This is a genomic window from Pseudomonas sp. NFACC51 (assembly GCF_900103575.1).
Lineage (GTDB): Bacteria > Pseudomonadota > Gammaproteobacteria > Pseudomonadales > Pseudomonadaceae > Aquipseudomonas > Aquipseudomonas fluorescens_Q.
Window position 1 is genome coordinate 1 of record NZ_FMXH01000006.1, and the last position, 24,550, is coordinate 24,550.

Below are 24,550 nucleotides of genomic sequence, written 5' to 3' on the forward strand. Positions count from 1 at the left end.
CCCGTGGCGAGGGAGCTTGCTCCCGCTGGGGCGCGAAGCGGCCCTAAAACCCGGCGACGCGGTGGATCAGGTTGATTGAGTGAGCTTGAGAGGGGGCTGCTGCGCAGCCCAGCGGGAGCAAGCTCCCTCGCCACAAAAGCATCCCGCTCGACCAACCGATTTGCTCTTGAAAACTGACACTGATTCGAGGCATTCCCTTAATCCACGCCGTGCCCAATTCCCCCGTGGCGAGGGAGCTTGCTCCCGCTGGGGCGCGCAGCGGCCCTAAAATCCGGCGACGCGGTGGATCAGGTTGATTGAGTGAGCTTGAGAGGGGGCTGCTGCGCAGCCCAGCGGGAGCAAGCTCCCTCGCCACAAAAAGCCTCGTCCTCGCTGTTTCCTCTTTGCGCACCAATTTGTTACCGAATGCCCCAGCGTGGCGCAATGCCATGCTTCTGTGACCCTCCGATTGCCCTCTCGAAAACCCTCTTAAAAAATTTCATGCCGCTCAGCAGCCCTGAAATCACAAGGCTTTCAGCCAATTCCCCAACCGTTTCTGAACACCACCTCCAACAAGTTGGCCGCTTGATTGCATATGCTTGTACATACAAGTAAAGACGTATGCGTATGAGTCACTGATATTCAACGCAACGTTCGCTAAATCGCTGCCCACTGCCCGGGCTGGTCTGGATTGATCGCTGAGGAGTTTTTGCTGTGACCGACGCTACCCGCAAACCTGAAAAATACCGTGACGTTGAAATCCGTGCCCCTCGCGGTAACACGCTGACCGCCAAGAGCTGGCTGACTGAAGCGCCGCTGCGCATGCTGATGAACAACCTCGACCCGGAAGTGGCCGAGAACCCCAAGGAACTGGTGGTCTACGGTGGCATCGGTCGCGCGGCGCGCAATTGGGAGTGCTACGACAAGATCGTCGAAAGCCTGACCAACCTGAACGACGACGAAACCCTGCTGGTGCAATCCGGCAAGCCGGTGGGTGTGTTCAAGACCCACAGCAACGCCCCTCGCGTCCTGATCGCCAACTCCAACCTGGTGCCGCACTGGGCCAGTTGGGAGCACTTCAACGAACTCGACGCCAAGGGCCTGGCCATGTACGGCCAGATGACCGCCGGCAGCTGGATCTACATCGGCAGCCAGGGCATCGTGCAGGGTACCTACGAAACTTTCGTCGAGGCTGGTCGCCAGCACTACGACTCCAACCTCAAGGGGCGCTGGGTCCTGACCGCCGGCCTGGGCGGCATGGGCGGTGCGCAACCCTTGGCCGCGACCCTGGCCGGTGCGTGCTCGCTGAACATCGAGTGCCAGCAGGTGAGCATCGATTTCCGCCTGAAAACCCGCTATGTCGACGAGCAAGCCACCGACCTCGACGACGCCCTGGCGCGCATCGAGAAATACACCGCCGAAGGCAAGGCGATTTCCATCGCCCTGTGCGGGAACGCTGCCGAGATCCTGCCGGAAATGGTCCGTCGTGGTGTGCGTCCGGACATGGTCACCGACCAGACCAGCGCCCACGACCCGCTCAACGGCTACCTGCCGGCCGGCTGGACCTGGGACGAGTACCGTGCCCGCGCCAAGACCGAACCTGCCGCCGTGGTGAAGGCCGCCAAGCAATCGATGGCCATCCACGTCAAAGCCATGCTGGCCTTTCAGAAAATGGGCGTGCCGACTTTTGACTACGGCAACAACATCCGCCAGATGGCCCAGGAAGAGGGCGTCGAAAATGCCTTCGACTTCCCTGGTTTCGTCCCGGCCTACATCCGTCCGCTGTTCTGCCGCGGTATCGGCCCGTTCCGCTGGGCTGCGCTGTCCGGTGATCCGCAGGACATCTACAAGACCGACGCCAAGGTCAAGGAACTGATCCCCGACGACGCCCACCTGCACAACTGGCTGGACATGGCCCGCGAGCGCATCAGCTTCCAGGGTTTGCCGGCACGGATCTGCTGGGTCGGCCTGGGCCAGCGCGCCAAGCTGGGCCTGGCGTTCAACGAGATGGTGCGCAGCGGCGAATTGTCGGCGCCGATCGTGATCGGTCGCGACCACTTGGACTCCGGTTCCGTGGCCAGCCCCAACCGTGAAACCGAATCCATGCAGGACGGTTCCGATGCGGTCTCCGATTGGCCGTTGCTCAACGCCTTGCTCAACACCGCCAGCGGCGCGACCTGGGTGTCGCTGCACCACGGTGGCGGCGTCGGCATGGGCTTCTCCCAGCACTCGGGCATGGTGATCGTCTGCGACGGTACCGACGAGGCGGCCGAGCGCATTGCTCGCGTACTGCACAACGATCCGGCCACCGGCGTCATGCGTCATGCCGATGCCGGTTACCAGATCGCGATCGATTGCGCGAAAGAGCAGGGGCTGAACTTGCCGATGATTACCGGCAAGTAACCCCGAGCCCCTTGTGGGAGCGAGCTTGCTCGCGATGAGGGCGTGTCAGTGCTGACCCACCGCTATCGCGAGCAAGCTCGCTCCCACAGGGAAGCAGCGGCGAAAATGAATTCCAGAACAATCCACAGAGGTTGAACCATGGCTGTCAGTAGCACACGCGCAAGCAGCAAGCCGTTGATCGAGAAACGTTCGATCGACTACATCCCGGAAGCGGAGCGACACGGTCGGCTGTTGAGCCAGTTCACCCTCTGGATGGGGGCCAACCTGCAAATCACTGCCATTGTCACCGGTGCATTGGCGGTGGTGCTTGGCGGTGATGTGTTCTGGTCGTTGATCGGTTTGCTGATCGGCCAAGTGCTCGGCGGTGGCGTCATGGCCTTGCATGCCGCGCAAGGGCCCAAGCTTGGCCTGCCGCAGATGATCTCCAGTCGGGTGCAGTTCGGTGTGTATGGCGCGGCCATCCCGATCGTGCTGGTGTGCCTGATGTACCTGGGTTTCACCGCGACGGGCACCGTGCTTTCCGGTCAGGCGCTGGGCCAGTTGTTTGATGTCAGCGACAGTGTCGGCATCCTCATTTTCGCCAGTGTCATCGTGTTGGTCACGGTGCTTGGTTATCGGGTGATTCACTTCATTGGCCGTGTCGCCAGCATCCTGGGTGTGATCGCCTTCGTTTACCTGTTCGCTCGCCTGATGAGCCAGACGGACGTTGGCGCACTCCTGCAAATCCGCCATTTCAGTTGGAGCAGCTTCCTGCTGGCGGTGTCGCTCGCGGCCTCCTGGCAGATCGCTTTCGGCCCCTATGTGGCGGACTATTCGCGTTACCTGCCGAGTCAAACTTCCTCGGTGAAAACCTTTTTTGCCGCAGGCGCAGGTTCAGTCATCGGCGCGCAGGTGGCGATGATCCTCGGCGTGTTTGCCGCGGCCTCGGCCAATGGGCAGTTCGCCGGTCACGAAGTGGCCTACATCGTGGGCCTGGGCGGTGCCGGCGCCACGGCTGCGCTGCTGTATTTCAGCATCGCATTCGGCAAGGTCACCATCTCCACGCTGAACTCCTACGGCAGCTTCATGTGCATCGCGACCATCATCAGCGGTTTTCGTGGTCACCTGAACGTCACGCGCCTGCAGCGTCTGGTCTTCGTGCTGGTCATCGTCGGCGCTGCGACGCTGATCGCGCTGCTCGGCCAGCACTCGTTCCTCGGTGCGTTCAAGTCCTTCATCCTGTTCTTGCTGGCGTTCTTTACGCCTTGGAGCGCGATCAACCTGGTGGACTACTACTGCATCACCCGCGAGCGCTATGACGTACCGGCACTGGCCGACCCGAACGGTCGCTACGGTCGTTGGAACGCCCTTGGCATCAGCGTCTATGTCTTCGGCGTACTGGTTCAACTGCCGTTTATCGCCACCAAGTTCTATACCGGTCCGCTGGTGGAAGCCATGGGCGGTGTGGATATTTCCTGGATCATCGGTCTGGTGGTTCCGGCGGCGCTGTATTACGTCGTCGCCAAGAAGTGGCACAGCGCAGTACCCGATCAATTGATCCTGCCGCTCGAGCAGGACACGGTTGACGCACAACCGAGCAGGGCGGGCCGCATCCAAGCGGTCTGATGGGACGTTGACAGGGCTGGATGCCTCTTGACTGCCGTAAGCCAATCCAACTGATTAGGAGCGTCACATAATGAAGTCGAACAAGACCCTGCTGACCACATTGCTTTCCATGGGCCTGCTGGCCGGCGCCAGCGCCACACAAGCGGCGGGTTGGTGCGAGTCGGGCAAACCGGTGAAGTTCGCCGGCCTGAACTGGGAAAGCGGCATGCTGCTGACCGACGTCCTGCAAGTGGTGCTGGAAAAAGGCTACGGCTGCAAGACCGACAGCCTGCCAGGCAACTCCATCACCATGGAGAATGCCCTGAGCAGCAACGACATCCAGGTGTTTGCCGAAGAGTGGGTCGGCCGCAGCGAGGTGTGGAACAAGGCCGAGAAGGCCGGCAAGGTGGTCGGCGTCGGCGCCCCGGTGGTGGGGGCCATCGAAGGCTGGTATGTGCCGCGCTACGTGGTTGAGGGCGACGCCAAGCGCAAGCTCGAAGCCAAGGCCCCGGGCCTGAAGAATATCGCCGACCTGGGTCAGTACGCTGCCGTGTTCAAGGACCCGGAAGAACCGTCCAAGGGCCGTTTCTACAACTGCCCGGCCGGTTGGACCTGTGAGCTGGACAACAGCGAAATGCTGAAAAGCTATGGCCTGGAAAAAACCTACACCAACTTCCGTCCAGGCACCGGCCCGGCCCTGGATGCGGCGGTGCTGTCGAGCTACAAGCGTGGCGAGCCGATCCTGTTCTACTACTGGTCGCCTACGCCGCTGATGGGCCAGGTGGACCTGGTGAAACTGGAAGAAAAACCGGGCGTGGATAAAAGCGTGAGCATCAAGGTCGGCCTGTCCAAGACCTTCCACGACGAAGCCCCGGAGTTGGTGACGGTGCTGGAAAAGGTCAACCTGCCCATCGATATCCTGAACCAGAACCTCGGGCGCATGGCCAAGGAGCGGATCGAGTCGCCGAAGCTGGCGAAGATCTTCCTGAAGGAACATCCTGAAGTCTGGCACGCCTGGGTCAGTGAAGACGCTGCCAAGAAAATCGACGCGGCTCTGTAGGTCGAATCCCCCGGCCAATCCTAGGGTTGGCCGGGACGTTCACTGCATCCACCTGATCGAGAGTCTCTTATGTTTCCCGAAAGCTTTACCTTCTCCATCGCCGACTGGGTCAACGGTTGGGTCGACGCCCTGGTGACCAACTATGGCGATGTGTTCCGGCACATCTCCGACACCTTGCTGTGGGCCATCGTCAACCTCGAAGGCCTGCTGCGCATGGCGCCCTGGTGGCTGATGCTGGCCATCGTCGGCGGCATTGCCTGGCACGCCACCCGCAAGGTCGTGGCCACGGCAGTGATCGTCGGCCTGCTGTTCCTGGTGGGCGCGGTGGGCCTGTGGGACAAACTGATGCAGACCCTTGCCCTGATGCTGGTGGCGACGCTGATCTCGGTGTTGATCGGCATTCCCCTGGGCATCCTCTCGGCGCGCAGCAATCGCCTGCGTTCGGTGCTGATGCCGCTGCTGGACATCATGCAGACCATGCCGAGCTTCGTGTACCTGATTCCGGTGTTGATGCTGTTCGGCCTGGGCAAGGTCCCGGCGATTTTCGCCACGGTGATCTATGCCGCGCCGCCATTGATCCGCCTGACCGACCTGGGGATTCGCCAGGTAGACGGCGAAGTGATGGAAGCCATCAACGCCTTCGGCGCCAACCGCTGGCAACAGTTGTTCGGCGTGCAACTGCCCCTGGCCCTGCCGAGCATCATGGCCGGAATCAACCAGACCACCATGATGGCCCTGTCGATGGTGGTCATCGCCTCGATGATCGGCGCCCGTGGCCTGGGTGAAGACGTGCTGGTGGGCATCCAGACCCTCAACGTCGGCCGTGGCCTGGAAGCCGGGCTGGCGATCGTGATTCTCGCCGTGGTCATCGACCGCATTACCCAGGCCTATGGTCGTCCTCGGCACGAGGTGAGCAAATGAGCAACGCAGCCATCAGCAAGATCGAAGTCAAGAATGTCTTCAAGATTTTCGGCAATCGCTCCAAGGAAGCCCTGGCGCTGATCCGCCAGGACAAGACCAAGGACCAGGTGCTGGCCGAAACCGGCTGCGTGGTCGGCGTGAACGACCTGTCGCTGAGTATCGGCACGGGTGAGATCTTCGTGATCATGGGGCTGTCCGGTTCCGGCAAGTCCACGTTGGTGCGCCATTTCAACCGGCTGATCGATCCTACCAGTGGTGCGATCCTGGTGGACGGTGAAGACATCCTGCAACTGGACATGGACGCCCTGCGCGAGTTTCGCCGGCACAAGATCAGCATGGTGTTCCAGAGCTTCGGCCTGCTGCCCCACAAGAGCGTGCTGGACAACGTCGCCTATGGCTTGAAAGTGCGCGGCGAGAGCAAACAGGTGTGCGCCGAACGGGCGTTGCACTGGATCAACACCGTGGGCCTGAAGGGCTACGAGAACAAGTACCCGCACCAGCTCTCCGGCGGCATGCGCCAGCGCGTGGGCCTGGCCCGGGCCTTGGCGGCGGACACCGACATCATCCTGATGGACGAAGCCTTCAGCGCCCTCGACCCGCTGATCCGCGCGGAAATGCAGGACCAGTTGCTGGAGCTGCAAAAGACCCTGCACAAGACCATCGTCTTCATCACCCACGACCTCGACGAGGCCGTGCGCATCGGCAACCGCATCGCGATTCTCAAGGACGGCAAGCTGATCCAGGTCGGCACGCCCCGGGAGATCCTGCATTCGCCGGCGGATGAGTATGTCGATCGGTTCGTGCAGCGCAGGGCTGCGGTGGTGTAAGGCCGGACCCAGTTGTGTAAGGCCAGACGCGGTTGTGGCGAGGGGATTTATCCCCGTTGGGCTGCGCAGCAGCCCCAGACCAAGCAGTGGGATCAGCCTGACACAATTGGATGGAAAGTAATGGGACTGCTTCGCAGCCCAACGGGGATAAATCCCCTCGCCACAAATGTTATTGGCAACTTATGGGTATGAGGTTTTAGATGTCCCAGGCTGAAAAAATCGTGATCGCCGACGCCCCGTTGCGTTGGCAGGATGTGGTCGCCGTCGCCCGCTTCGGTGCCGAGCTTGAGCTGTCGGCCCAGGCCTGGGCGCGGATCGACAATGCCCAGGCCATCGTCCAGCGCATCGTCGAAAGCGGTGAGCGCGCCTATGGCGTCAACACCGGCCTGGGGGCCTTGTGCAATGTTTCGCTCAAGGACGAACAGCTCAGCCAACTGTCGCGCAACACCCTGCTCAGCCATGCCTGTGGCGTCGGTGCGCCGCTTTCCGATGAACAGACCCGGGCGATTCTCTGCGCCGCCATCCTCAACTACAGCCAGGGTAAATCCGGCATCCATCGCCGGGTGGTCGAAGCGCTGCTGGCGCTGCTCAACCGGGGCATCACACCGCAGGTGCCGTCCCAGGGTTCGGTGGGTTACCTGACCCACATGGCCCACATCAGCATCGCGCTTTTGGGCGTCGGCCAGGTCAGTTATCGCGGGCAAATCGTTTCGGCGCAACAGGCCTTGGCCGCCGAAGGCTTGCAACCGGTGCAGTTGGGCGCCAAGGACGGTTTGTGCCTGGTCAACGGCACCCCGTGCATGACCGGCCTCAGTTGCCTGGCCCTGGCCGATGCGACGCGGCTGGTGCAATGGGCCGACGTGATCGGCGCCATGAGCTTCGAGGCCCTGCGCGGGCAGATTGCCGCGTTCGATGCCGAGATCATCGCCCTCAAGCCGCACCTGGGCATGCAGCAGGTCGGGGTCAACTTGCGGGCCTTGCTCGACGGCAGCGAAGTCATCGCCTCGAGCTTGGGCATTCGTACCCAGGACGCCTTGAGTATCCGCTCGATTCCGCAGGTGCACGGTGCCGCTCGCGATCAGTTGGCGCATGCGCGGCAACAGATCGAAACCGAACTCAACGCCGCCACCGACAACCCGCTGTTGCTCGGCACGCCTGAGCATTTCCGGGTGATGTCCCAGGCCAACCCCCACGGTCAGTCGGTGGCGATGGCGGCGGACCTGCTGGCGATTGCCATGGCTGAGATCGGCTCCATCGCCGAGCGTCGCCTCGACCGCTTGATCAACCCCCACGTCAGCGGCCTGCCGGCCTTCCTGGTAGCCAACCCCGGGGTGAACTCGGGGATGATGATCGTGCAATACGTCGCCGCGTCGCTGTGCGCGGAAAACAAGCAACTGGCGCAACCGGCGGTGCTCGACAACTTCGTCACCTCGGGCCTGCAAGAAGATCATTTGAGCATGGGCACCAACGCGGCCTTGAAGCTGCACAGGGCGCTGGAAAACTGCACGCAGATCCTCGCCATCGAATACCTGCTGGCGGCCCAGGCCTTTGAATTTCTCAAGGCCCAGCGCTTCGGCACCGGCACCGACATCGCTTGGAAACTGCTGCGCGAGCGCGTGCCGGCCTACGACCAGGATCGCTGGCTGGCGCCGGACATCGCCAGTGCCGCTGGCCTGCTTAAAGACCCGAGCATGCTGCGAAGCGTATTACCGAATTTGAATTGATCAAAAAAGCGCCAGCGTGCCAAGGCACCTATTGCCCATAAAGCATCGCCCAAAAGGCGAAGGTGACGGATAACGGAACATTCCGGAGCGACTGGCGGGTAAAAACAAAACTCTCAAAAGGAGCAATACATGACTGCCTTAAACCTGATTCCCGGCCAATTGAGCCTGGCTCAATTGCGTGACATCTATCAGCAACCGGTGACCTTGAGCCTCGACGCCAGCGCGTCGGCGCAGATCGAGGCCAGCGTCGCCTGCGTGGAACAGATCCTCGCCGAGAACCGTACCGCCTACGGCATCAACACCGGTTTCGGCCTGCTGGCCTCGACCCGCATCGCCAGCGAAGACCTGGAAAACCTGCAGCGTTCCCTGGTGCTGTCCCATGCCGCCGGCGTGGGCGAGCCGATCAGCGATGCGCTGGTGCGGCTGGTCATGGTGCTCAAGGTCAACAGCCTGAGCCGGGGTTTCTCCGGCATCCGTCGGCAGGTGATCGATGCGCTGATCGCGCTGATCAATGCCGAGGTCTATCCGCACATACCGCTTAAAGGTTCGGTCGGTGCTTCCGGCGACTTGGCCCCACTGGCCCACATGTCCCTGGTGCTGCTGGGCGAAGGCAAGGCGCGCTATAAAGGCGAATGGTTGCCGGCTGTCGAGGCACTGAAAGTGGCCGGCCTCGCGCCGCTGACCCTGGCCGCGAAAGAAGGCTTGGCGCTGCTCAACGGCACTCAGGTGTCCACCGCGTTTGCCCTGCGTGGCCTGTTCGAAGGCGAAGACCTGTTTGCCGGTGCCCTGGCCCTGGGTGGCCTCACGGTGGAAGCGGTGCTCGGCTCGCGTTCGCCATTCGATGCACGCATCCATGCCGCCCGTGGCCAGAAAGGCCAGATCGACGCCGCCGCTGCCTACCGCGATCTGCTGGGCGAGCGCAGCGAAGTCTCCGATTCGCACCAGAACTGCGACAAGGTCCAGGACCCGTACTCCCTGCGCTGCCAACCGCAAGTGATGGGTGCCTGTCTGACCCAGTTCCGCCAGGCCGCCGAAGTGCTGGTGATCGAGGCCAACGCGGTGTCGGATAACCCGCTGGTGTTCGCCGCCGAGGGTGACGTGATTTCCGGCGGCAACTTCCACGCCGAACCGGTGGCGATGGCCGCCGACAACATGGCCTTGGCGATTGCCGAAATCGGCTCCCTGAGCGAGCGCCGGATTTCGTTGATGATGGACAAGCACATGTCGCAGTTGCCGCCGTTCCTGGTGGCCAATGGCGGGGTGAACTCCGGCTTCATGATCGCCCAGGTCACCGCGGCGGCCCTGGCCAGCGAAAACAAGGCGCTGTCCCATCCGCATTCGGTGGACAGCCTGCCGACCTCGGCCAACCAGGAAGACCACGTTTCCATGGCCCCGGCTGCCGGCAAGCGTCTGTGGGAAATGGCCGAAAATACCCGTGGGATCCTCGCGGTGGAATGGCTTGCGGCTTGCCAGGGGCTGGACCTGCGTGGCGGCTTGAAGACCTCCACGAAGCTGGAGCGGGCCCGGGGGCTGTTGCGTGCGCAAGTGCCGTTTTACGAGAAGGACCGCTTCTTTGCGCCGGACATCAATGCGGCCAGTGAATTGCTGGCGAGTCGGTGCCTGAACGAGCTGGTCACGGCGCAGTTGTTGCCGAGCCTGTAAGGCTGATTCGATCGTTCCCACGCTCTGCGTGGGAACGCCTCATGGGGCGCTATGCGTCCCGATCTACGAAGGACGCGGAGCGTCCCGGACTGCATTCCCACGCGGAGCGTGGGAATGATCCTGACGGAGGACATCAATGAAAACCCTCTGGCAAAACTGCCACGCCGCCACCATGGCCCAGGGCGTCTACTCGATCATCGAAGACGCCGCCATCGTCACCCAGGGCAAGCACATCCAATGGATCGGCCCGCGTGCCGAATTGCCGACGGGTGACTACCCGGCGGTCAACGACCTCAAGGGCGCCTGGGTCACGCCGGGGCTGATCGACTGTCACACCCACACGGTATTTGGCGGCAACCGCAGCGGTGAGTTCGAGCAGCGCCTGCAAGGCGTCAGCTACGCCGAGATTGCCGCAGCCGGCGGTGGCATCGCCAGCACCGTACGCGCCACCCGCGCCGCCAGTGAAGACGAGCTGTTCGCCAGCGCCGCCAAGCGCCTGGGAAGCCTGATGCGCGACGGCGTGACCACCGTGGAAATCAAATCCGGTTACGGCCTGGACCTGGCCAGCGAGCGCAAGATCCTGCGCGTCATCCGCCGCCTCGGCGCTGAGCTGCCAGTCAGCGTACGCAGCACCTGTCTGGCGGCCCACGCTTTGCCGCCGGAATACAAGGATCGCGCCGACGACTACATCGAACACATCTGCAGCGAGATGCTTCCGGCCTTGGCAGCCGAAGGACTGGTGGATGCGGTGGATGCCTTTTGCGAATACCTGGCGTTTTCCCCGGCGCAGGTCGAGCGGGTGTTTATCACAGCGCAACAACTTGGGCTGCCGGTGAAGCTGCACGCCGAGCAATTGTCGTCGCTGCACGGTTCCAGCCTGGCGGCGCGTTACCAGGCGCTGTCGGCCGATCACCTGGAGTTCATGACCGAGGACGATGCCAAGGCCATGGCCGAATCCGGCACCGTGGCGGTGTTGCTGCCGGGGGCGTTTTATTTCCTGCGCGAAACCCAATTGCCGCCCATGGAAGCCCTGCGCAAGCACGGTGTGAAAATCGCCGTGGCCAGCGACCTCAACCCGGGCACCTCGCCGGCGTTGTCGTTGCGCTTGATGTTGAACATGGCCTGCACCTGCTTCCGCATGACCCCGGAAGAAGCCTTGGCGGGGGCGACGATTCATGCGGCCCAGGCCTTGGGCATGGCTCAAACCCACGGTTCGCTGGCTGCCGGCAAGGTCGCGGACTTTGTCGCCTGGCACATCGACCGCCCGGCCGACCTGGCGTACTGGCTCGGTGGCGATCTGGAAAAACGCGTCGTGCGTCACGGCGTGGAAATCGATTGAGGAGAACGGTTGTGGAGAAGGTCCTGAATTTCAAGCAAGGGCGCGTGCCGCTGTTGATCAGCATGCCTCACGCCGGCCTGCGCCTGACTCCGGCGGTACAGGCCGGGCTGATCCCCGAGGCGCAAAGCCTGCCAGACACCGATTGGCACATTCCCAGGCTCTACGAGTTCGCCGCTGAGCTGGGCGCCAGCACCCTGGCCGCCGAGTACTCACGGTTCGTCGTCGACCTGAACCGCCCCTCCGATGACAAACCGATGTACGTCGGCGCCACCACCGGTTTGTACCCGGCGACGCTGTTCGATGGCGTGCCGTTGTTTCGCCAAGGGCTGGAGCCGTCGGCCGAGGAGCGGGCGAGGTATCTGCAACAGATCTGGATGCCTTACCACCAGGCGCTGCAGCAGGAACTGGCGCGGCTCAAGGCCGAGTTCGGCTATGCCTTGCTGTTCGACGCCCATTCGATCCGTTCGGTGATCCCGCACCTGTTCGACGGCAAGCTGCCGGACTTCAACCTCGGCACGTTCAACGGTGCCAGTTGCGACCCGACCCTGGCCAGCCAGCTCGAAGCCATCTGCGCTCGCCATGGTCAGTTCACCCACGTGCTCAACGGGCGGTTCAAGGGCGGACACATTACGCGGCACTACGGTAATCCGGCCGAAGACATCCACGCGGTGCAACTGGAACTGTGCCAGAGCACCTACATGGAAGAGTACGAACCGTTCAACTATCGCGCCGACCTGGCGGAGCCGACGCAAGTGGTGCTCAGGCAATTGCTGGAAGGCTTGTTGGCGTGGGGGCGGCAGGCTTACAAGCATTAACCTGTGGTGAGGCAGCTTCTGTGGCGAGGGAGCTTGCTCCCGCTCGAGTGCGTAGCGCTCGCAAGTTTTTGGGGCCGCTGCGCAGCCCAACGGGAGCAAGCTCCCTCGCCACAGAGGTCTTCAGTGCCCTCAACCTGTCGCCACCGTGCAAAACCGAGTCGCCACAGTTCATCTTCAGCCCCTCGGCGCTGCGTAATGTTTTGGGCACGGTGCAGCAAGACACCGACCTACAATAATCCGCTGCCGCACGAGACCTTCCCGATGAAAAGACTGTTCAAACGCTGTCTGTCGATCCTCTGCGGTACCACCCTCTTGAGCGCCGGGGCGATGGCCGCCGAGCCTGCGTCGTGCCAGACCGTGCGCATGGGCGTGGTCAACTGGACCGACGTGATCGCCACCAGCGGCATGGCCGATGTGCTGCTCACCGGTCTGGGCTACGACAGCAAGCAGACCAGCGCCGTGCAGCAGATCATCTTTGCCGGCATCCGCGACAAGCGCCTCGACATCTTCCTGGGGTATTGGAAGCCGGCGATGGACAAGAACATCGCACCATTCCTGGCCGCCAACCAAGTGAAGGTATTGGACAAGCCAAGCCTGGCCGACGCCCAGGCCACCCTGGCGGTACCCGACTACGTGGCGGCGGCAGGGCTCAAGACCTTTGCCGACATCGCCCGGTTCAAGGACCAGCTCAGTGGCAAGATCTACGGCATCGAGCCGGGCAGCGGCGCCAACACCACCATCAAGACCATGATCGAGACCAACCACTTCGGCCTCAAGGACTTCAAGCTGATCGAATCCGGCGAAGCAGGCATGCTGGCGGCGGTGCAGCGCGCGGTGAATCGCAAGGAGTTCGTGGTCTTCGTCGGCTGGACCCCGCACCCGATGAACATCAACATGAACATCAGCTACCTGACCGGCAGTGAAGATGTCTATGGCCCGAACGAAGGCGCCGCCACGGTCTCCACCGTGACTACGCCGGACTATGCCCAGCGCTGCCCGAACGTGAACCGCTTGCTGGAGAACCTCACCTTCACCGCCGCCCAGGAGAGTCAGTTGATGGTACCGATCATGGAGCGCAAGACGCCCCAGGACGTCGCCCGGCAATGGCTGCGCGAGCATCCCGAGGATCTTCAGCGCTGGTTGGCGGGTGTCATGAGCTTCGATGGCAAGGATGGCGTGGCGGCGGTGCAGGCCAGTCTCAAGAACTGAGGCAATCTTCCGGGCACTGATAACCCTGTGTGGCGAGGGAGCTTGCTCCCGCTCGAGTGCGTAGCGCTCGCAAAATTTTGGGGCCGCTGCGCAGCCCAGCGGGAGCAAGCTCCCTCGCCACAAAAGCCTTTGAGCCACACCACGATGACCTACCCACTCTCCCAGGCAATGTCAGCCTTCATCGACAAAACCCTGAGCTTCACCAGCCTGGACGACAGCCTTGCCGGTTCGCGCCAGGCCTACAGCCAGATGTGCCGGGCGTTCACTGCGCCTTGCCCGCCGACGCTGGCCGTCGAGGATTTCGAACTGGCCGGCGTAGCGGTGAGGGCCTATTACCCGCAACGTGCGGCACCGCTTGCCGGCTGGCCATGCATGCTTTACCTGCACGGTGGCGGTTGGGTCGTGGGGGACCTGGATTCCCATGACTTCATCTGCATGGAGCTGGCCGCTGAGTTGGGCGCGTTGGTGGTGGCGGTGGATTACCGGCTGGCCCCGGAGCATCCGTTTCCGGCCGGTTTCGAAGATTGCCTGGCAGTGTGGCGCCACTTGGCGGACGCCCCGTTTGCCATCGACCCCCGTCGACGGCTGGTGGTCGGTGACAGCGCCGGCGGCAATCTCGCCGCCGCGTTATGCCTGGCCTTGCGCGATGCCGGGCAACCGTTGCCGCGGGCCCAGGTCTTGATTTATCCGGCGCTCGGTGGCCCTGCGGATCTGCCGTCGCGTCACGAGTGCTTCGATGCCCCGCTCCTGAGCCGTCGCGAGTTGGAGCGCTATGAGGCGCTGTACCTGGGTGGCGCTCGTCCCTCGCTTTATGCCATGCCGTTACTCGCCGACAGCCTGGACGGCTTGCCGCCAGCGCTGGTTGCTGTCGCGCAATGGGATCCGCTGCGCGACGACGGCGTCCTTTATTGTGAGCGGCTGAACGCCGCAGGGGGAGACGCCGCGCTGTATGTCGGCAATGGGCTGGTCCACGGTTGCCTGCGTGGCCGCGGCCAGGTGCCAGAGGTCGATCAGATGTATCGCACGCTGCTGGCGTACCTGGCTGACATGCTTTGACTGCGCAGGGGACATGCTCATTAAGGTAATTCGGGTTTATGATGCCGGACGTCAGACTAAATAGACGTCCCCACAGGGATGACTCGACCCCTTACGGAGCGCGCAATGCAGACTTTGTACCCGCAGATCAAACCCCATGCCCGGCACGATCTGGCTGTCGATGACACCCACACGCTCTATGTCGATGAAAGCGGTTCCCCCGAAGGCCTGCCGGTGGTGTTCATTCACGGCGGCCCGGGTGCCGGCTGCGATGCGCAGAGCCGGCGTTACTTCGATCCGAACCTGTACCGCATCGTCACTTTCGACCAGCGCGGCTGCGGTCGGTCCACCCCCCATGCCAGCCTTGAGAACAACACCACCTGGGATCTGGTCGAAGACCTGGAGCGCATCCGCAAACACCTGGGCATCGAGAAGTGGGTGCTGTTTGGCGGTTCCTGGGGCTCGACCCTGGCCCTGGCCTACGCCCAGACCCATCCCGAGCGGGTACACGGCCTGATCCTGCGTGGGATCTTTCTCTGCCGTCCGCAGGAAATCGAGTGGTTCTACCAGGCCGGCGCCAGTCGCCTGTTCCCCGACTACTGGCAGGACTACATCGCACCCATCCCTTTGGACGAACGCGACGACCTGCTCAGCGCTTTCCACAAGCGCCTGACCGGCAACGACCAGATCGCCCAGATGCATGCGGCCAAGGCCTGGTCCACCTGGGAAGGTCGTACCGCGACCCTGCGTCCGAACCCGCTGGTGGTCGATCGCTTCTCCGAGCCGCAGCGGGCGCTGTCGATCGCCCGGATCGAATGCCACTACTTCACCAACAACGCTTTCCTCGAACCCAACCAGTTGATTCGCGACATGGGCAAGATCGCCCATTTGCCGGGCGTCATCGTGCATGGCCGCTACGACGTCATCTGCCCGCTGGACAATGCCTGGGAACTGCATCAGAACTGGCCCAACAGCGAACTGCAGGTGATTCGCGACGCTGGTCACGCCGCTTCGGAGCCGGGGATCACCGACGCATTGGTGCGCGCCGCTGCGCAAATGGCCCGGCGCCTGCTCGACCTGCCGCCTGAAGAAGCATGAAGGGGCTGTTGCAACGAGTTCGCTGCGCACGGGTCGAAGTATCAGGTGAGATCGTCGGCGCAGTGGACCAGGGCTTGCTGGTGTTGGTGGCCGTCGAGCCCGGGGATACCCGGGCCAGCGCCGACAAACTGCTGCATAAGCTGCTTAACTATCGAGTATTCAGCGACGCCGACGGCAAGATGAACCTGTCCCTGGCGGATGTCGGTGGTGGGTTGTTGCTGGTGTCGCAGTTCACCTTGGCGGCCGACACCAAAAGTGGTTTGCGCCCGAGTTTTTCGACAGCCGCACCTCCGGCCCTGGGAGAAGAGTTGTTCAGCTATTTGCTCACCCAGGCAAAACAGGTGCATGGCACTGTGGCATCAGGTAGATTCGGCGCCGACATGCAGGTGCATTTGGTCAATGATGGCCCGGTAACGTTCCTGTTACAGGTTTGAAAGCGCTTGAAACATCTTTTCGGGCCTGTTTCGAGGAAAAACTGGGCGTTTTCTCGATAAATACTTTGCTACCCCTGATGCGTTGTCACGCGGGCTACTAGATAATCGCGCGCTACGGGGGATCAGCGTTCGCTGGTCCATTTGACTTAGGTAGAGACTTGTCCTGGACCGTTTGGGGAATCATTTTGTCCCATCGGAGTCGGAACAATGCTCGCCAACTTGGCAAGAGTGGTCCGCAGGAACGGTTTTTCAGTGCCGTTACCGTGCAGATACTTTATCTGGCCGTTGGTTTTTTGATCAGTTTTCGGCGAGGGTTGCTCGTGATTGTTAGTCCCTGTAATGCACCAAAAATGACTGCCAAACGGTTTAGAAACGCTCTGGTAGCGGGCTCGGCCCTGCTGTGCCTGTTCGGCGCGGGCCAACTGTGGGCATTCAGCCTGGATGATGTATCGGCGAAGGCACAAGAATTGGCCGGGCAAAAGTTCGAAGCCCCGCGCAGCAATTTGCCGAACGAATTCCGCGAAATGAAATTCGCCGATTATCAGAAAATTCGTTTCCGCACCGAAAAAGCTGAATGGGCCGACCAGAAGACCCCGTTCCGGCTGTCGTTCTATCACCAGGGCATGCATTTCGACACGCCGGTGAAGATCAACGAAATCACCGCGACCACCGTCGACGAGATCAAGTACGACCCGACACGTTTCGATTTCGGCGACGTGAAGTTCGATCCCAAGGCCACCGAACAGCTGGGCTACGCCGGTTTCCGCGTGTTGTACCCGATCAACAAGGCTGACAAGCAAGACGAAATCATGACCATGCTGGGCGCGAGTTATTTCCGCGTCATCGGCAAGGGCCAGGTCTACGGTTTGTCCGCTCGAGGCATGGCCATCGACACCGCGTTGCCTTCCGGTGAGGAATTCCCGCGCTTTCGCGAGTTCTGGATCCAGCGTCCGAAACCGACCGACAAGCACCTGGTGATCTTCGCCCTGCTGGATTCACCACGGGCCACTGGCGCCTATCGCCTGATCGTGCGTCCGGGTACCGACACCGTTGTCGACGTGAAATCGCGGGTGTTCCTGCGTGATCGTGTCAACAAGTTGGGCATCGCCCCGTTGACCAGCATGTTCCTGTTCGGCGCCAACCAGCCGTCCAAGGTGCTGAACTACCGTCGTGAACTCCACGATTCCAGCGGCCTGTCCATCCATGCCGGCAACGGCGAGTGGATCTGGCGTCCGCTGAACAACCCGAAACACCTGGCCGTGAGCAACTTCTCGGTAGAAAACCCGCGTGGTTTCGGCCTGCTGCAACGTGGTCGTGACTTCAGCCACTACGAAGACCTGGATGACCGTTACGAAAAACGTCCAAGCGCCTGGATCGAACCGAAAGGCGATTGGGGCAAAGGTACTGTCGATCTGGTTGAAATCCCGACCGCCGACGAAACCAACGACAACATCGTTGCGTTCTGGAGCCCGGAAAAACTGCCTGAACCAGGCCAGCCACTGGACTTCGCCTACCGTCTGCACTGGACCCTCGACGAAGCCAACCTGCACTCGCCAGACAGCGCCTGGGTCAAGCAGACCCTGCGTTCGACCGGTGACGTGAAGCAGTCCAACCTGATCCGTCAACCGGACGGTAGCGTGGCCTACCTGGTGGATTTCGAAGGGCCGTCCCTGCAAGCGCTGCCTGAAGAAGCCGAAGTGCGTAGCCAGGTGAGCGTTGGTGAGAACGCCGAGATCGTCGAGAACAGTGTGCGCTACAACCCTGAAACCAAGGGCTGGCGCCTGACGCTGCGCCTGAAGATCAAGGACCCGAGCAAAGCGACCGAGATGCGTGCCGCCTTGGTCAGGCCGCTTGTTCCTGTCGAACTCCCAGCCACCGCGCATTCCGTGGCCACGCTGGCCAAGGCCGACAAGGTCGCCAAGCAGCAGAGCGAAAAAGAGCAAGCCAACGAGCAAGCCGGCGAGCAGAAAGAAACCAAGGCCGTCAAGGCATCCACCGCCGTCGCCGAGCCGATCCCAACCCAACAGGAACCGGAACAGACTGAACAAGTCCTGACTGAGACCTGGAGCTACCAGTTGCCTGCCGATGAGTAATACGTCCGTACGACCAGAGACTCTCAGTGAGTATCTGGCCCACTTGCCGATGACCGACGAGCAGCGCGCCGAGCTGGCGGGCTGCACGTCATTCAGCCAATTGCATGAACGCTTGGCTTCCTCGACATTCGACGCACCCAACGAGGCGGCGCAAGCCTCGGTGGGCCGACGCCTGACGCTGAGCACCGCCGAGGAACTCGAGGACGCCGAAATGCTGGCCCTCGATGCCAACGGCCGGGTGTGCTTGAAGGCGACACCGCCGATTCGCCGGACCAAGGTCGTGCCGGAACCGTGGCGCACCAATATCCTGATGCGCGGTTGGCGGCGCCTGACCGGGCGTACCAACCCGCCGAAGCCGCCCAAGGATGAGCGCGTGCTGCCCCATGCACGCTGGCGTACCGTGGGTTCGATCCGCCGCTACATCCTGTTGATCCTGATGCTCGGCCAGACCATCGTTGCCGGTTGGTACATGAAAGGCATCATGCCGTACCAAGGCTGGTCGCTGGTGGACCTGGACGAAGTCCTGCACCAACCGCTGTTGCAGACGGCCACGCAAGTGCTGCCGTATGCGTTGCAAACCAGCATCCTGATCCTGTTCGGGATCCTGTTCTGCTGGGTGTCGGCGGGTTTCTGGACGGCGCTGATGGGCTTTCTCGAATTGCTCACCGGTCACGACAAGTACCGCATCTCCGGTGCCAGCGCCGGCAACGAGCCGATTCCCAAGGACGCCCGCACCGCACTGGTGATGCCGATCTGCAACGAAGACGTACCGCGGGTATTCGCCGGTTTGCGCGCAACCTTCGAGTCGGTGGCTGCCACCGGTGACTTGGATCGTTTCGACTTCTTCGTGCTCAGCGACAGTAACGAGACCGATATTTGCGTAGCCGAGCAGCAGGCCTGGCTGGATGTCTGCCGTGAAGCCGGGGGCTTCGGCAAGATCTTCTATCGCCGCCGTCGCCGTCGCGTGAAGCGCAAGAGCGGCAACCTCGACGACTTCTGCCGTCGTTGGGGCAGCGACTACAAGTACATGGTCGTGCTCGACGCTGACAGCGTCATGAGCGGTACGTGCCTGACCAGCCTGGTGCGCCTGATGGAAGCCACGCCGGACGCTGGCATCATCCAGACCGCGCCACGTGCCTCGGGCATGGACACGCTGTATGCGCGCATGCAGCAGTTCGCCACCCGGGTGTACGGCCCGCTGTTCACCGCCGGCCTGCACTTCTGGCAGTTGGGTGAATCCCACTACTGGGGCCACAACGCGATCATTCGCATGAAGCCGTTCATCGAGCACTGCGCGCTGGCGCCGCTGCCCGGTAAAGGCGCGTTCGCCGGTGCCATCCTGTCCCACGACTTCGTCGAAGCGGCGCTGATGCGCCGTGCCGGCTGGGGCGTGTGGATTGCCTATGACCTGCCGGGCAGCTACGAAGAACTGCCGCCGAACCTGCTGGACGAACTCAAGCGTGACCGTCGCTGGTGCCACGGCAACCTGATGAACTTCCGGCTGTTCCTGGTCAAGGGCATGCACCCGGTGCACCGTGCGGTGTTCCTGACTGGCGTGATGTCCTACCTGTCGGCGCCGCTGTGGTTCTTCTTCCTGGTGCTGTCCACTGCGTTGTTGGCGGTGAACACGCTGATGGAGCCGCAGTACTTCCTCGAGCCGCGTCAGCTCTATCCGTTGTGGCCACAATGGCACCCGGAAAAAGCCATCGCCCTGTTCTCCACCACCATCGTGCTGCTGTTCCTGCCCAAGTTGCTGAGTATCGTGCTGATCTGGGCCAAGGGTGCGAAGGAGTTCGGTGGCAAGTTCAAGGTGACGCTGTCGATGCTCCTGGAGATGCTGTTCTCCATGCTGCTGGCGCCAGTGCGGATGATTTTCCACACCCGCTTCGTGCTTGCCGCATTCCTGGGCTGGGCTGCAACCTGGAACTCGCCACAACGTGACGACGACTCCACGCCATGGAGCGAAGCGGTCAAGCGCCACGGCCCGCAAACCTTGCTGGGCTTCTTCTGGGCCTTGCTGGTGATCTGGCTGAACCCGAGCTTCCTGTGGTGGCTGGTGCCGATTGTCGGCTCGCTGATGCTGTCGATTCCGGTATCGGTGATTTCCAGCCGCGTGGGCCTGGGCTTGAAGTCCCGCGATGAAAGCCTGTTCCTGATCCCTGAGGAATACGCACCGCCCCAGGAACTGCTGTCGACGGACCAGTACACCCATGAAAACCGTTGGCATGCGCTCAAAGACGGTTTCATCCGGGCGGTGGTCGATCCACAACAGAACGCCTTGGCGTATGCGTTGGCAACCTCGCGTCACGGCAAGGCCGAGCCGATCGAATGGCTGCGGGTCGAACGCGTTCGTCACGCCTTGAAGACCGGCCCGACCGGCCTCAGCAACGCCGAGCGACTGGCCCTGCTGAGCGACCCGGTGGCCTTGTCTCGCCTGCATGATCAGGTCTGGAGCGAGGGGCATCCCGAGTGGCTAGCGGCGTGGCGTGAGTCGGTCAAGGCCGACCCTCATGCACCGCTGCTACCGCTACAGCCGGTGAGCGTGCAGCCTCAAGTGGCCTGATACGCACAAAGCCCCGCTTCTGGAAGGAAGCGGGGCTTTTTGTTGGGCGCTGTTTTGGTCCGGGGACATGGTTAACACCTGTGGCGAGGGAGCTTGCTCCCGCTGGGTGGCGCAGCCGCCCCCGCTTTTTGGCGTCCGCTGCGCGGCCGAGCGGGAGCAAGCTCCCTCGCCACAGATCGTGGTGCGGTCAGGGTTGTGTGTTGACGTTGTCCAGTGCTCGATTCGCCAACAAAGCACTCAGCTCGATCAGTTGCTGAATACCAAGGGCGACATGACGTCGTGAACCTTCCAGGTCGAACGCAAGGTCACTGACCATGGCGTCGGCTGAGGCCAGGTTTTCGCTGAGGTTGGCCAACAGGCTTTCAGTGTCGATACCGTCCACGACGGTGAAGAGCTGGCCCGGTGGCTGTTTTTCTTCGGGGTTGGGCTGTTTGGGCTTCAGGTAGTAATCGAGCGCGCGGTCGGTGGCTTCCTGGAGTTTCTTGGGGTCGGTTTCGGGTTCTGGTGGGTTGGGTGTGGCCTTGAACATGGTTGACGCTCCTTGATTGATGGAGCCGCCAGACATCGCTGCTAAACGAAAAGGGTGGCGACTGTGCGCGGGTTAGCAGACCAGGAATCAAGGAACCCGGCGCACCGAAGTGCCCCACGCACAGCCACCATAAAGCGGACCTGCGTGCCTTGATATTGTGCCGAGCTGCTAAACCCGATCGCTGAACTGACAGCGACCTGCAAACGTTAGAGCCCGGGGGCAAGGCGCACAAGCCGGCGGATTCTGGCGTAGTTGTAGGCAATGGTGCAAGGCTCCGTAGCCTTGGGATGACGGATTGTGGGGCTCAGGTATTTTTGTATGTATATCCGTTATTTAGGTAACGGCTGCTTAGGGTTCCGCTCTTACAGCGGGTCACTTTCGAAAAGCGCGAAAGTAACCAAAGCGCTCATGCCCCACCACTCGGTGCCTCGCTTAGGCTCGGCATGCCCTCACTCCGGCATTGCTCCGTGGGCCCGCCGCGAAGGGCCATCCATGGCCCAGCGCGGCTATCCCGGCATCCATGCCGGGATGCCCACTCCACAATGCCTGCGTTCGGCCAGCGTGGTTAACGGGGCGCCGAAATCAACGTCCACCACGAGGCGGCCTGGTAGCCGGCCTGTCTCTTGCGGGTGTACCCCGATTCAACTGTGGGAGCGGGCTTGCCCGCGAAGGCGGCCTAGTAGCTGGCCTGTCTCTTGCGGGTGTACCCCGATTCAACTGCGGGAGCGGGCTTGCCCGCGAAGGCGGCCTAGTAGCCGGCCTGTCTCTTGCGGGTATACCCCGATTCAACTGCTCGCTCCCACAGGGGGGCTGTGTTGGACATGAATTTTGTTTTCACTGGAGGTGAATATGGGAGCAAGCTCGCTCGCGATGGCGGTGTGTCAGTTTGCGGTGATGTTGGATGTGCCGGCCTCTTCGCGAGCAAGCCCGCTCCCACAGGAGGAATGCGGTCCCCATCAAGAACCAGGTCGGCTACCAGGCCGCCTTGTGGTGGACGTTGATCTCGGGCGCCCCGTTAACCACGCTGGCCGAACGCAGGCATTGCGCAGTGGGCAACCCGGCATGGATGCCGGGTTAGCCGCGCTGGGCCATGGATGGCCCTTCGCGGCGGCCCACGGAGCAATGCCGGAGTGAGGGCATGCCGAGCCTAGGCGAGGCACCGAGTGGTGGGGCACAAGCGCTTTGGTTACTTTCGCGCTTTTCGAAAGTGACCCGCCGTCAGGGCGGAACCCTAAGCAGCCGTTACCTAAATAACGGATATACACACAAAACCATCAAACCCTAAACCGCCCCACCAACCCCTGCAAATGCCCCCCCAACCGCGCCAACTCAGCACTGGAAGCAGCCGTTTCCTCACTGGAGGCGGCAGTCTGTTCCGACACATCACGCACATTCAGTACGCTACGGTTGATCTCTTCAGCCACAGCACTCTGCTGCTCAGCCGCAGCGGCGATCTGCTGATTCATCGCCTGGATCGCCGAGACGGTACGGGTGATGTTTTCCAGCGACGCACCGGCACGACGGGTCAGCTCGACGCTGCTGTCGGTCAGGCTGCGGCTGTTGTCCAAGGTCGCCGCGACCTGCTCAGTGCCCGACTGCAGGCCAAGGATCAGTTCCTCGATCTCTTCAGTGGACTTCTGGGTGCGCTGGGCCAGGCTGCGGACTTCATCGGCGACCACCGCAAACCCACGCCCGGCTTCACCGGCCCGGGCCGCCTCGATGGCGGCGTTGAGGGCCAGCAGGTTGGTTTGCTGGGCGACGGACTTGATCACATCCAGCACACTGCCGATCTTGTCGCTTTCTCGCTTCAGCTCGCCCATGGCGGTGGTGGAATTACCCACTTCGAGTGCCAGGCGCTCGATCTGGGCAATCGCTTCGCCGACGACTTTATCGCCTTCGCGTGCCTGGGCATCGGCGGCGACGGCCGCTTCGGAAGCCTCTTCGGCATTGCTGGCCACTTCCTGCACCGTGGCGGTCATTTCGTGCATGGCGGTGGCGACCTGGTCGGTTTCCGCTTTCTGGCTGTTGACGCCGGCGCTGGTCTGTACGGTAACGGCCGATAGTTGTTCGGCGGCGCTGGCGATTTGCGTGACGCCTTCGCTGATGCCGCCGATCAATTGCCGCAGGCCCACGGTCATGTTCTGCATGGCGCGCTGTAGCTGGCCCAGTTCGTCGCGGCGCTCGGAAGTGAGGTTGTGGGTCAGGTCGCCGGCAGCCACGCGTTCGGCGATTTTGAGGGTCTGGCCCAGAGGACCGACGATCTGCCGGGTGATGACCAGGGCGGCGATGACACCGAACAACAGGGCCAGTACGGCAGCCGAGACCAGGAAGGTCTTGGCCTTGGCGGCATCACGGTCGCGCACAGCGGTCTGGGAGACCGTCAGTTTTTGGCTGGCGTCGATCAATACGTCGCCTTGCTCTGCCATGAGCTTGAGTGCGGCGGCGTTGTCGATCTGGGAGTCGCGGAACTGGCTGACCGCTGCGCGATAGACATTGATCGAGTCGTTGGCCTGTTGCAGGTTGGCGGCATGTTCTTCGGGTAACTGCTCTGGCAAGCGTGCGAGAAGCTTGAGGACATTGTCGATGGCCTCAAGGGCCGGTTGCTGGGCTTCGTTCTTGCCGCTGTAGGTATAACCGCGAACTTGATAGCGTGCTTGCTGGATCGCCTTGCTCAGGGTCACAGCGTTGTTGAACTGGGCGACGCTGTCGCCTTCCAGCAACGACTTCTCTACTTCAGCGACGCGAGCCACGGCATTGTCTGCACTGGCACCGAGTTTGCTGCGGGCATCTTCTCGGCTGGCGGTAGCGCGGGTCATCTCGGCGAAGGCTTTTTTGTACTCGGCCACGGCGGTCAATTGTTTATCGATCAGTGCGGCATCGGCCGGTTGTTCGATCAGTTGGCGGGCGGTTTTCAGCCCGGCGTCGAGTTTGCCGATCAGGTCGTTGACTTGCTGGGGGCCGTTCTCGCCCCGCGAGGTGTCGTAGTTCATGCGTGCCAGGCGCAAGTCCTTGGTCAAATCGTTCAGGCTGGCAATGAACCCCAGCTTGTCGCCACGGCTGATGACGTTACCCAGGCCGGTCCAGCCCGTGAAGGCGATTATCACGGTCAGGAACAGCACCAGGCCGAAGCCGAAACCGAGTTTGCGATTAACGCCTACATTACCTAGCCATCGGAACATACTGTTACTCCCTGCAGCGCTGAGTTTGTGTGCTGGGAGCTATATCGACCGTTTGGAAGGGATCTGTAGAGAATAGATGTCACAGTAGTGGCCGCT

At 62.1% G+C, this 24,550-nt stretch carries 17 protein-coding genes and 1 pseudogene; 15 read left to right on the plus strand and 3 right to left on the minus strand.

What is annotated here, in order from left to right; all coding sequences use genetic code 11:
- Positions 1-693: 693 nt before the first annotated feature.
- From hutU to mdoH, 15 genes are all read left to right on the plus strand, one after another.
- Complete coding sequence (gene hutU, locus BLT00_RS13535; protein ID WP_092150998.1) at positions 694-2,382, plus strand: urocanate hydratase; 1,689 nt, start codon at positions 694-696, stop codon at positions 2,380-2,382.
- A gap of 138 nt (positions 2,383-2,520) precedes the next feature.
- Positions 2,521-3,987, plus strand: coding sequence for a purine-cytosine permease family protein (locus BLT00_RS13540; protein WP_092151001.1), 1,467 nt, complete (start codon positions 2,521-2,523; stop codon positions 3,985-3,987).
- A 70-nt stretch (positions 3,988-4,057) separates the two neighbouring features.
- Complete coding sequence (locus BLT00_RS13545) at positions 4,058-5,026, plus strand: ABC transporter substrate-binding protein (RefSeq protein ID WP_092151004.1); 969 nt, start codon at positions 4,058-4,060, stop codon at positions 5,024-5,026.
- 69 nt (positions 5,027-5,095) lie between these two features.
- Complete coding sequence (locus tag BLT00_RS13550; RefSeq protein ID WP_041024738.1) at positions 5,096-5,947, plus strand: ABC transporter permease; 852 nt, start codon at positions 5,096-5,098, stop codon at positions 5,945-5,947.
- Complete coding sequence (locus BLT00_RS13555) at positions 5,944-6,774, plus strand: quaternary amine ABC transporter ATP-binding protein (protein WP_092151007.1); 831 nt, start codon at positions 5,944-5,946, stop codon at positions 6,772-6,774. The genes BLT00_RS13550 and BLT00_RS13555 overlap by 4 nt, the downstream gene beginning before the upstream one ends.
- 200 nt (positions 6,775-6,974) lie before the next feature.
- Positions 6,975-8,498, plus strand: coding sequence for a histidine ammonia-lyase (gene hutH / locus BLT00_RS13560; RefSeq protein WP_092151010.1), 1,524 nt, complete (start codon positions 6,975-6,977; stop codon positions 8,496-8,498).
- 129 nt (positions 8,499-8,627) lie between these two features.
- Positions 8,628-10,160, plus strand: a complete 1,533-nt coding sequence (hutH, locus tag BLT00_RS13565) for a histidine ammonia-lyase (protein ID WP_063323336.1) — start codon at positions 8,628-8,630, stop codon at positions 10,158-10,160.
- A gap of 136 nt (positions 10,161-10,296) precedes the next feature.
- Positions 10,297-11,499, plus strand: a complete 1,203-nt coding sequence (gene hutI, locus BLT00_RS13570; RefSeq protein WP_092151013.1) for an imidazolonepropionase — start codon at positions 10,297-10,299, stop codon at positions 11,497-11,499.
- Positions 11,500-11,510: 11 nt separating this feature from the next.
- Entirely contained in the window at positions 11,511-12,314 is an 804-nt protein-coding gene (hutG, locus tag BLT00_RS13575; RefSeq protein ID WP_092151016.1) for an N-formylglutamate deformylase, read from the plus strand.
- Positions 12,315-12,575: 261 nt separating this feature from the next.
- Positions 12,576-13,523 carry a choline ABC transporter substrate-binding protein gene (locus tag BLT00_RS13580; RefSeq protein WP_092151019.1) on the plus strand — a complete coding sequence of 316 codons (948 nt, stop codon included), beginning with the start codon at positions 12,576-12,578 and terminating at the stop codon, positions 13,521-13,523.
- A gap of 144 nt (positions 13,524-13,667) precedes the next feature.
- A complete protein-coding gene (locus BLT00_RS13585; protein ID WP_256572661.1) occupies positions 13,668-14,579 on the plus strand; it encodes an alpha/beta hydrolase in 912 nt (303 codons plus the stop codon).
- Between the two features lie 105 nt (positions 14,580-14,684).
- Positions 14,685-15,656: a prolyl aminopeptidase gene (gene pip, locus BLT00_RS13590; RefSeq protein ID WP_003196909.1), complete on the plus strand. Its 972-nt coding sequence runs from the start codon at positions 14,685-14,687 to the stop codon at positions 15,654-15,656.
- Positions 15,653-16,090 (plus strand): D-aminoacyl-tRNA deacylase, encoded by a 438-nt coding sequence (gene dtd, locus BLT00_RS13595; protein WP_092151025.1) that lies wholly within the window; start codon positions 15,653-15,655, stop codon positions 16,088-16,090. Before pip ends, dtd begins: the two co-directional genes overlap by 4 nt.
- 350 nt (positions 16,091-16,440) lie before the next feature.
- Positions 16,441-18,183, plus strand: coding sequence for a glucan biosynthesis protein G (locus BLT00_RS13600; protein WP_218189610.1), 1,743 nt, complete (start codon positions 16,441-16,443; stop codon positions 18,181-18,183).
- Positions 18,176-20,746: a glucans biosynthesis glucosyltransferase MdoH gene (gene mdoH, locus BLT00_RS13605; protein WP_092151027.1), complete on the plus strand. Its 2,571-nt coding sequence runs from the start codon at positions 18,176-18,178 to the stop codon at positions 20,744-20,746. The genes BLT00_RS13600 and mdoH overlap by 8 nt, the downstream gene beginning before the upstream one ends.
- 187 nt (positions 20,747-20,933) lie before the next feature.
- On the opposite strand, the gene BLT00_RS13610 is transcribed toward mdoH, so the two are convergent.
- From BLT00_RS13610 to BLT00_RS32480, 3 genes and pseudogenes are all read right to left on the minus strand, one after another.
- Positions 20,934-21,275 (minus strand): DUF6124 family protein, encoded by a 342-nt coding sequence (locus BLT00_RS13610; protein ID WP_092151030.1) that lies wholly within the window; start codon positions 21,273-21,275, stop codon positions 20,934-20,936.
- 1,274 nt (positions 21,276-22,549) lie between these two features.
- A complete protein-coding gene (locus tag BLT00_RS32475; RefSeq protein WP_371914211.1) occupies positions 22,550-23,422 on the minus strand; it encodes a methyl-accepting chemotaxis protein in 873 nt (290 codons plus the stop codon).
- Positions 23,408-24,454: pseudogene (locus BLT00_RS32480) on the minus strand (methyl-accepting chemotaxis protein); the annotation flags it as partial. The pseudogene BLT00_RS32480 and the gene BLT00_RS32475, both read right to left, overlap by 15 nt.
- Positions 24,455-24,550: the final 96 nt, after the last annotated feature.

Excerpts from the sequence above, each read along its gene's own strand:
- BLT00_RS13585 (WP_256572661.1), top strand. The coding sequence starts at position 13,668 with ATGACCTACCCACTCTCCCAGGCAATGTCAGCCTTCATCGACAAAACC.
- BLT00_RS13540 (WP_092151001.1), top strand. The coding sequence starts at position 2,521 with ATGGCTGTCAGTAGCACACGCGCAAGCAGCAAGCCGTTGATCGAGAAA.
- BLT00_RS13600 (WP_218189610.1), top strand. The coding sequence starts at position 16,441 with ATGACTGCCAAACGGTTTAGAAACGCTCTGGTAGCGGGCTCGGCCCTG.
- BLT00_RS32475 (WP_371914211.1), bottom strand. The coding sequence starts at position 23,422 with ATGCAGAACATGACCGTGGGCCTGCGGCAATTGATCGGCGGCATCAGC.
- BLT00_RS13555 (WP_092151007.1), top strand. The coding sequence starts at position 5,944 with ATGAGCAACGCAGCCATCAGCAAGATCGAAGTCAAGAATGTCTTCAAG.
- BLT00_RS13545 (WP_092151004.1), top strand. The coding sequence starts at position 4,058 with ATGAAGTCGAACAAGACCCTGCTGACCACATTGCTTTCCATGGGCCTG.
- hutH (WP_092151010.1), top strand. The coding sequence starts at position 6,975 with ATGTCCCAGGCTGAAAAAATCGTGATCGCCGACGCCCCGTTGCGTTGG.
- BLT00_RS13550 (WP_041024738.1), top strand. The coding sequence starts at position 5,096 with ATGTTTCCCGAAAGCTTTACCTTCTCCATCGCCGACTGGGTCAACGGT.
- BLT00_RS13580 (WP_092151019.1), top strand. The coding sequence starts at position 12,576 with ATGAAAAGACTGTTCAAACGCTGTCTGTCGATCCTCTGCGGTACCACC.
- hutI (WP_092151013.1), top strand. The coding sequence starts at position 10,297 with ATGAAAACCCTCTGGCAAAACTGCCACGCCGCCACCATGGCCCAGGGC.
- hutH (WP_063323336.1), top strand. The coding sequence starts at position 8,628 with ATGACTGCCTTAAACCTGATTCCCGGCCAATTGAGCCTGGCTCAATTG.
- mdoH (WP_092151027.1), top strand. The coding sequence starts at position 18,176 with ATGAGTAATACGTCCGTACGACCAGAGACTCTCAGTGAGTATCTGGCC.
- pip (WP_003196909.1), top strand. The coding sequence starts at position 14,685 with ATGCAGACTTTGTACCCGCAGATCAAACCCCATGCCCGGCACGATCTG.
- dtd (WP_092151025.1), top strand. The coding sequence starts at position 15,653 with ATGAAGGGGCTGTTGCAACGAGTTCGCTGCGCACGGGTCGAAGTATCA.
- BLT00_RS13610 (WP_092151030.1), bottom strand. The coding sequence starts at position 21,275 with ATGTTCAAGGCCACACCCAACCCACCAGAACCCGAAACCGACCCCAAG.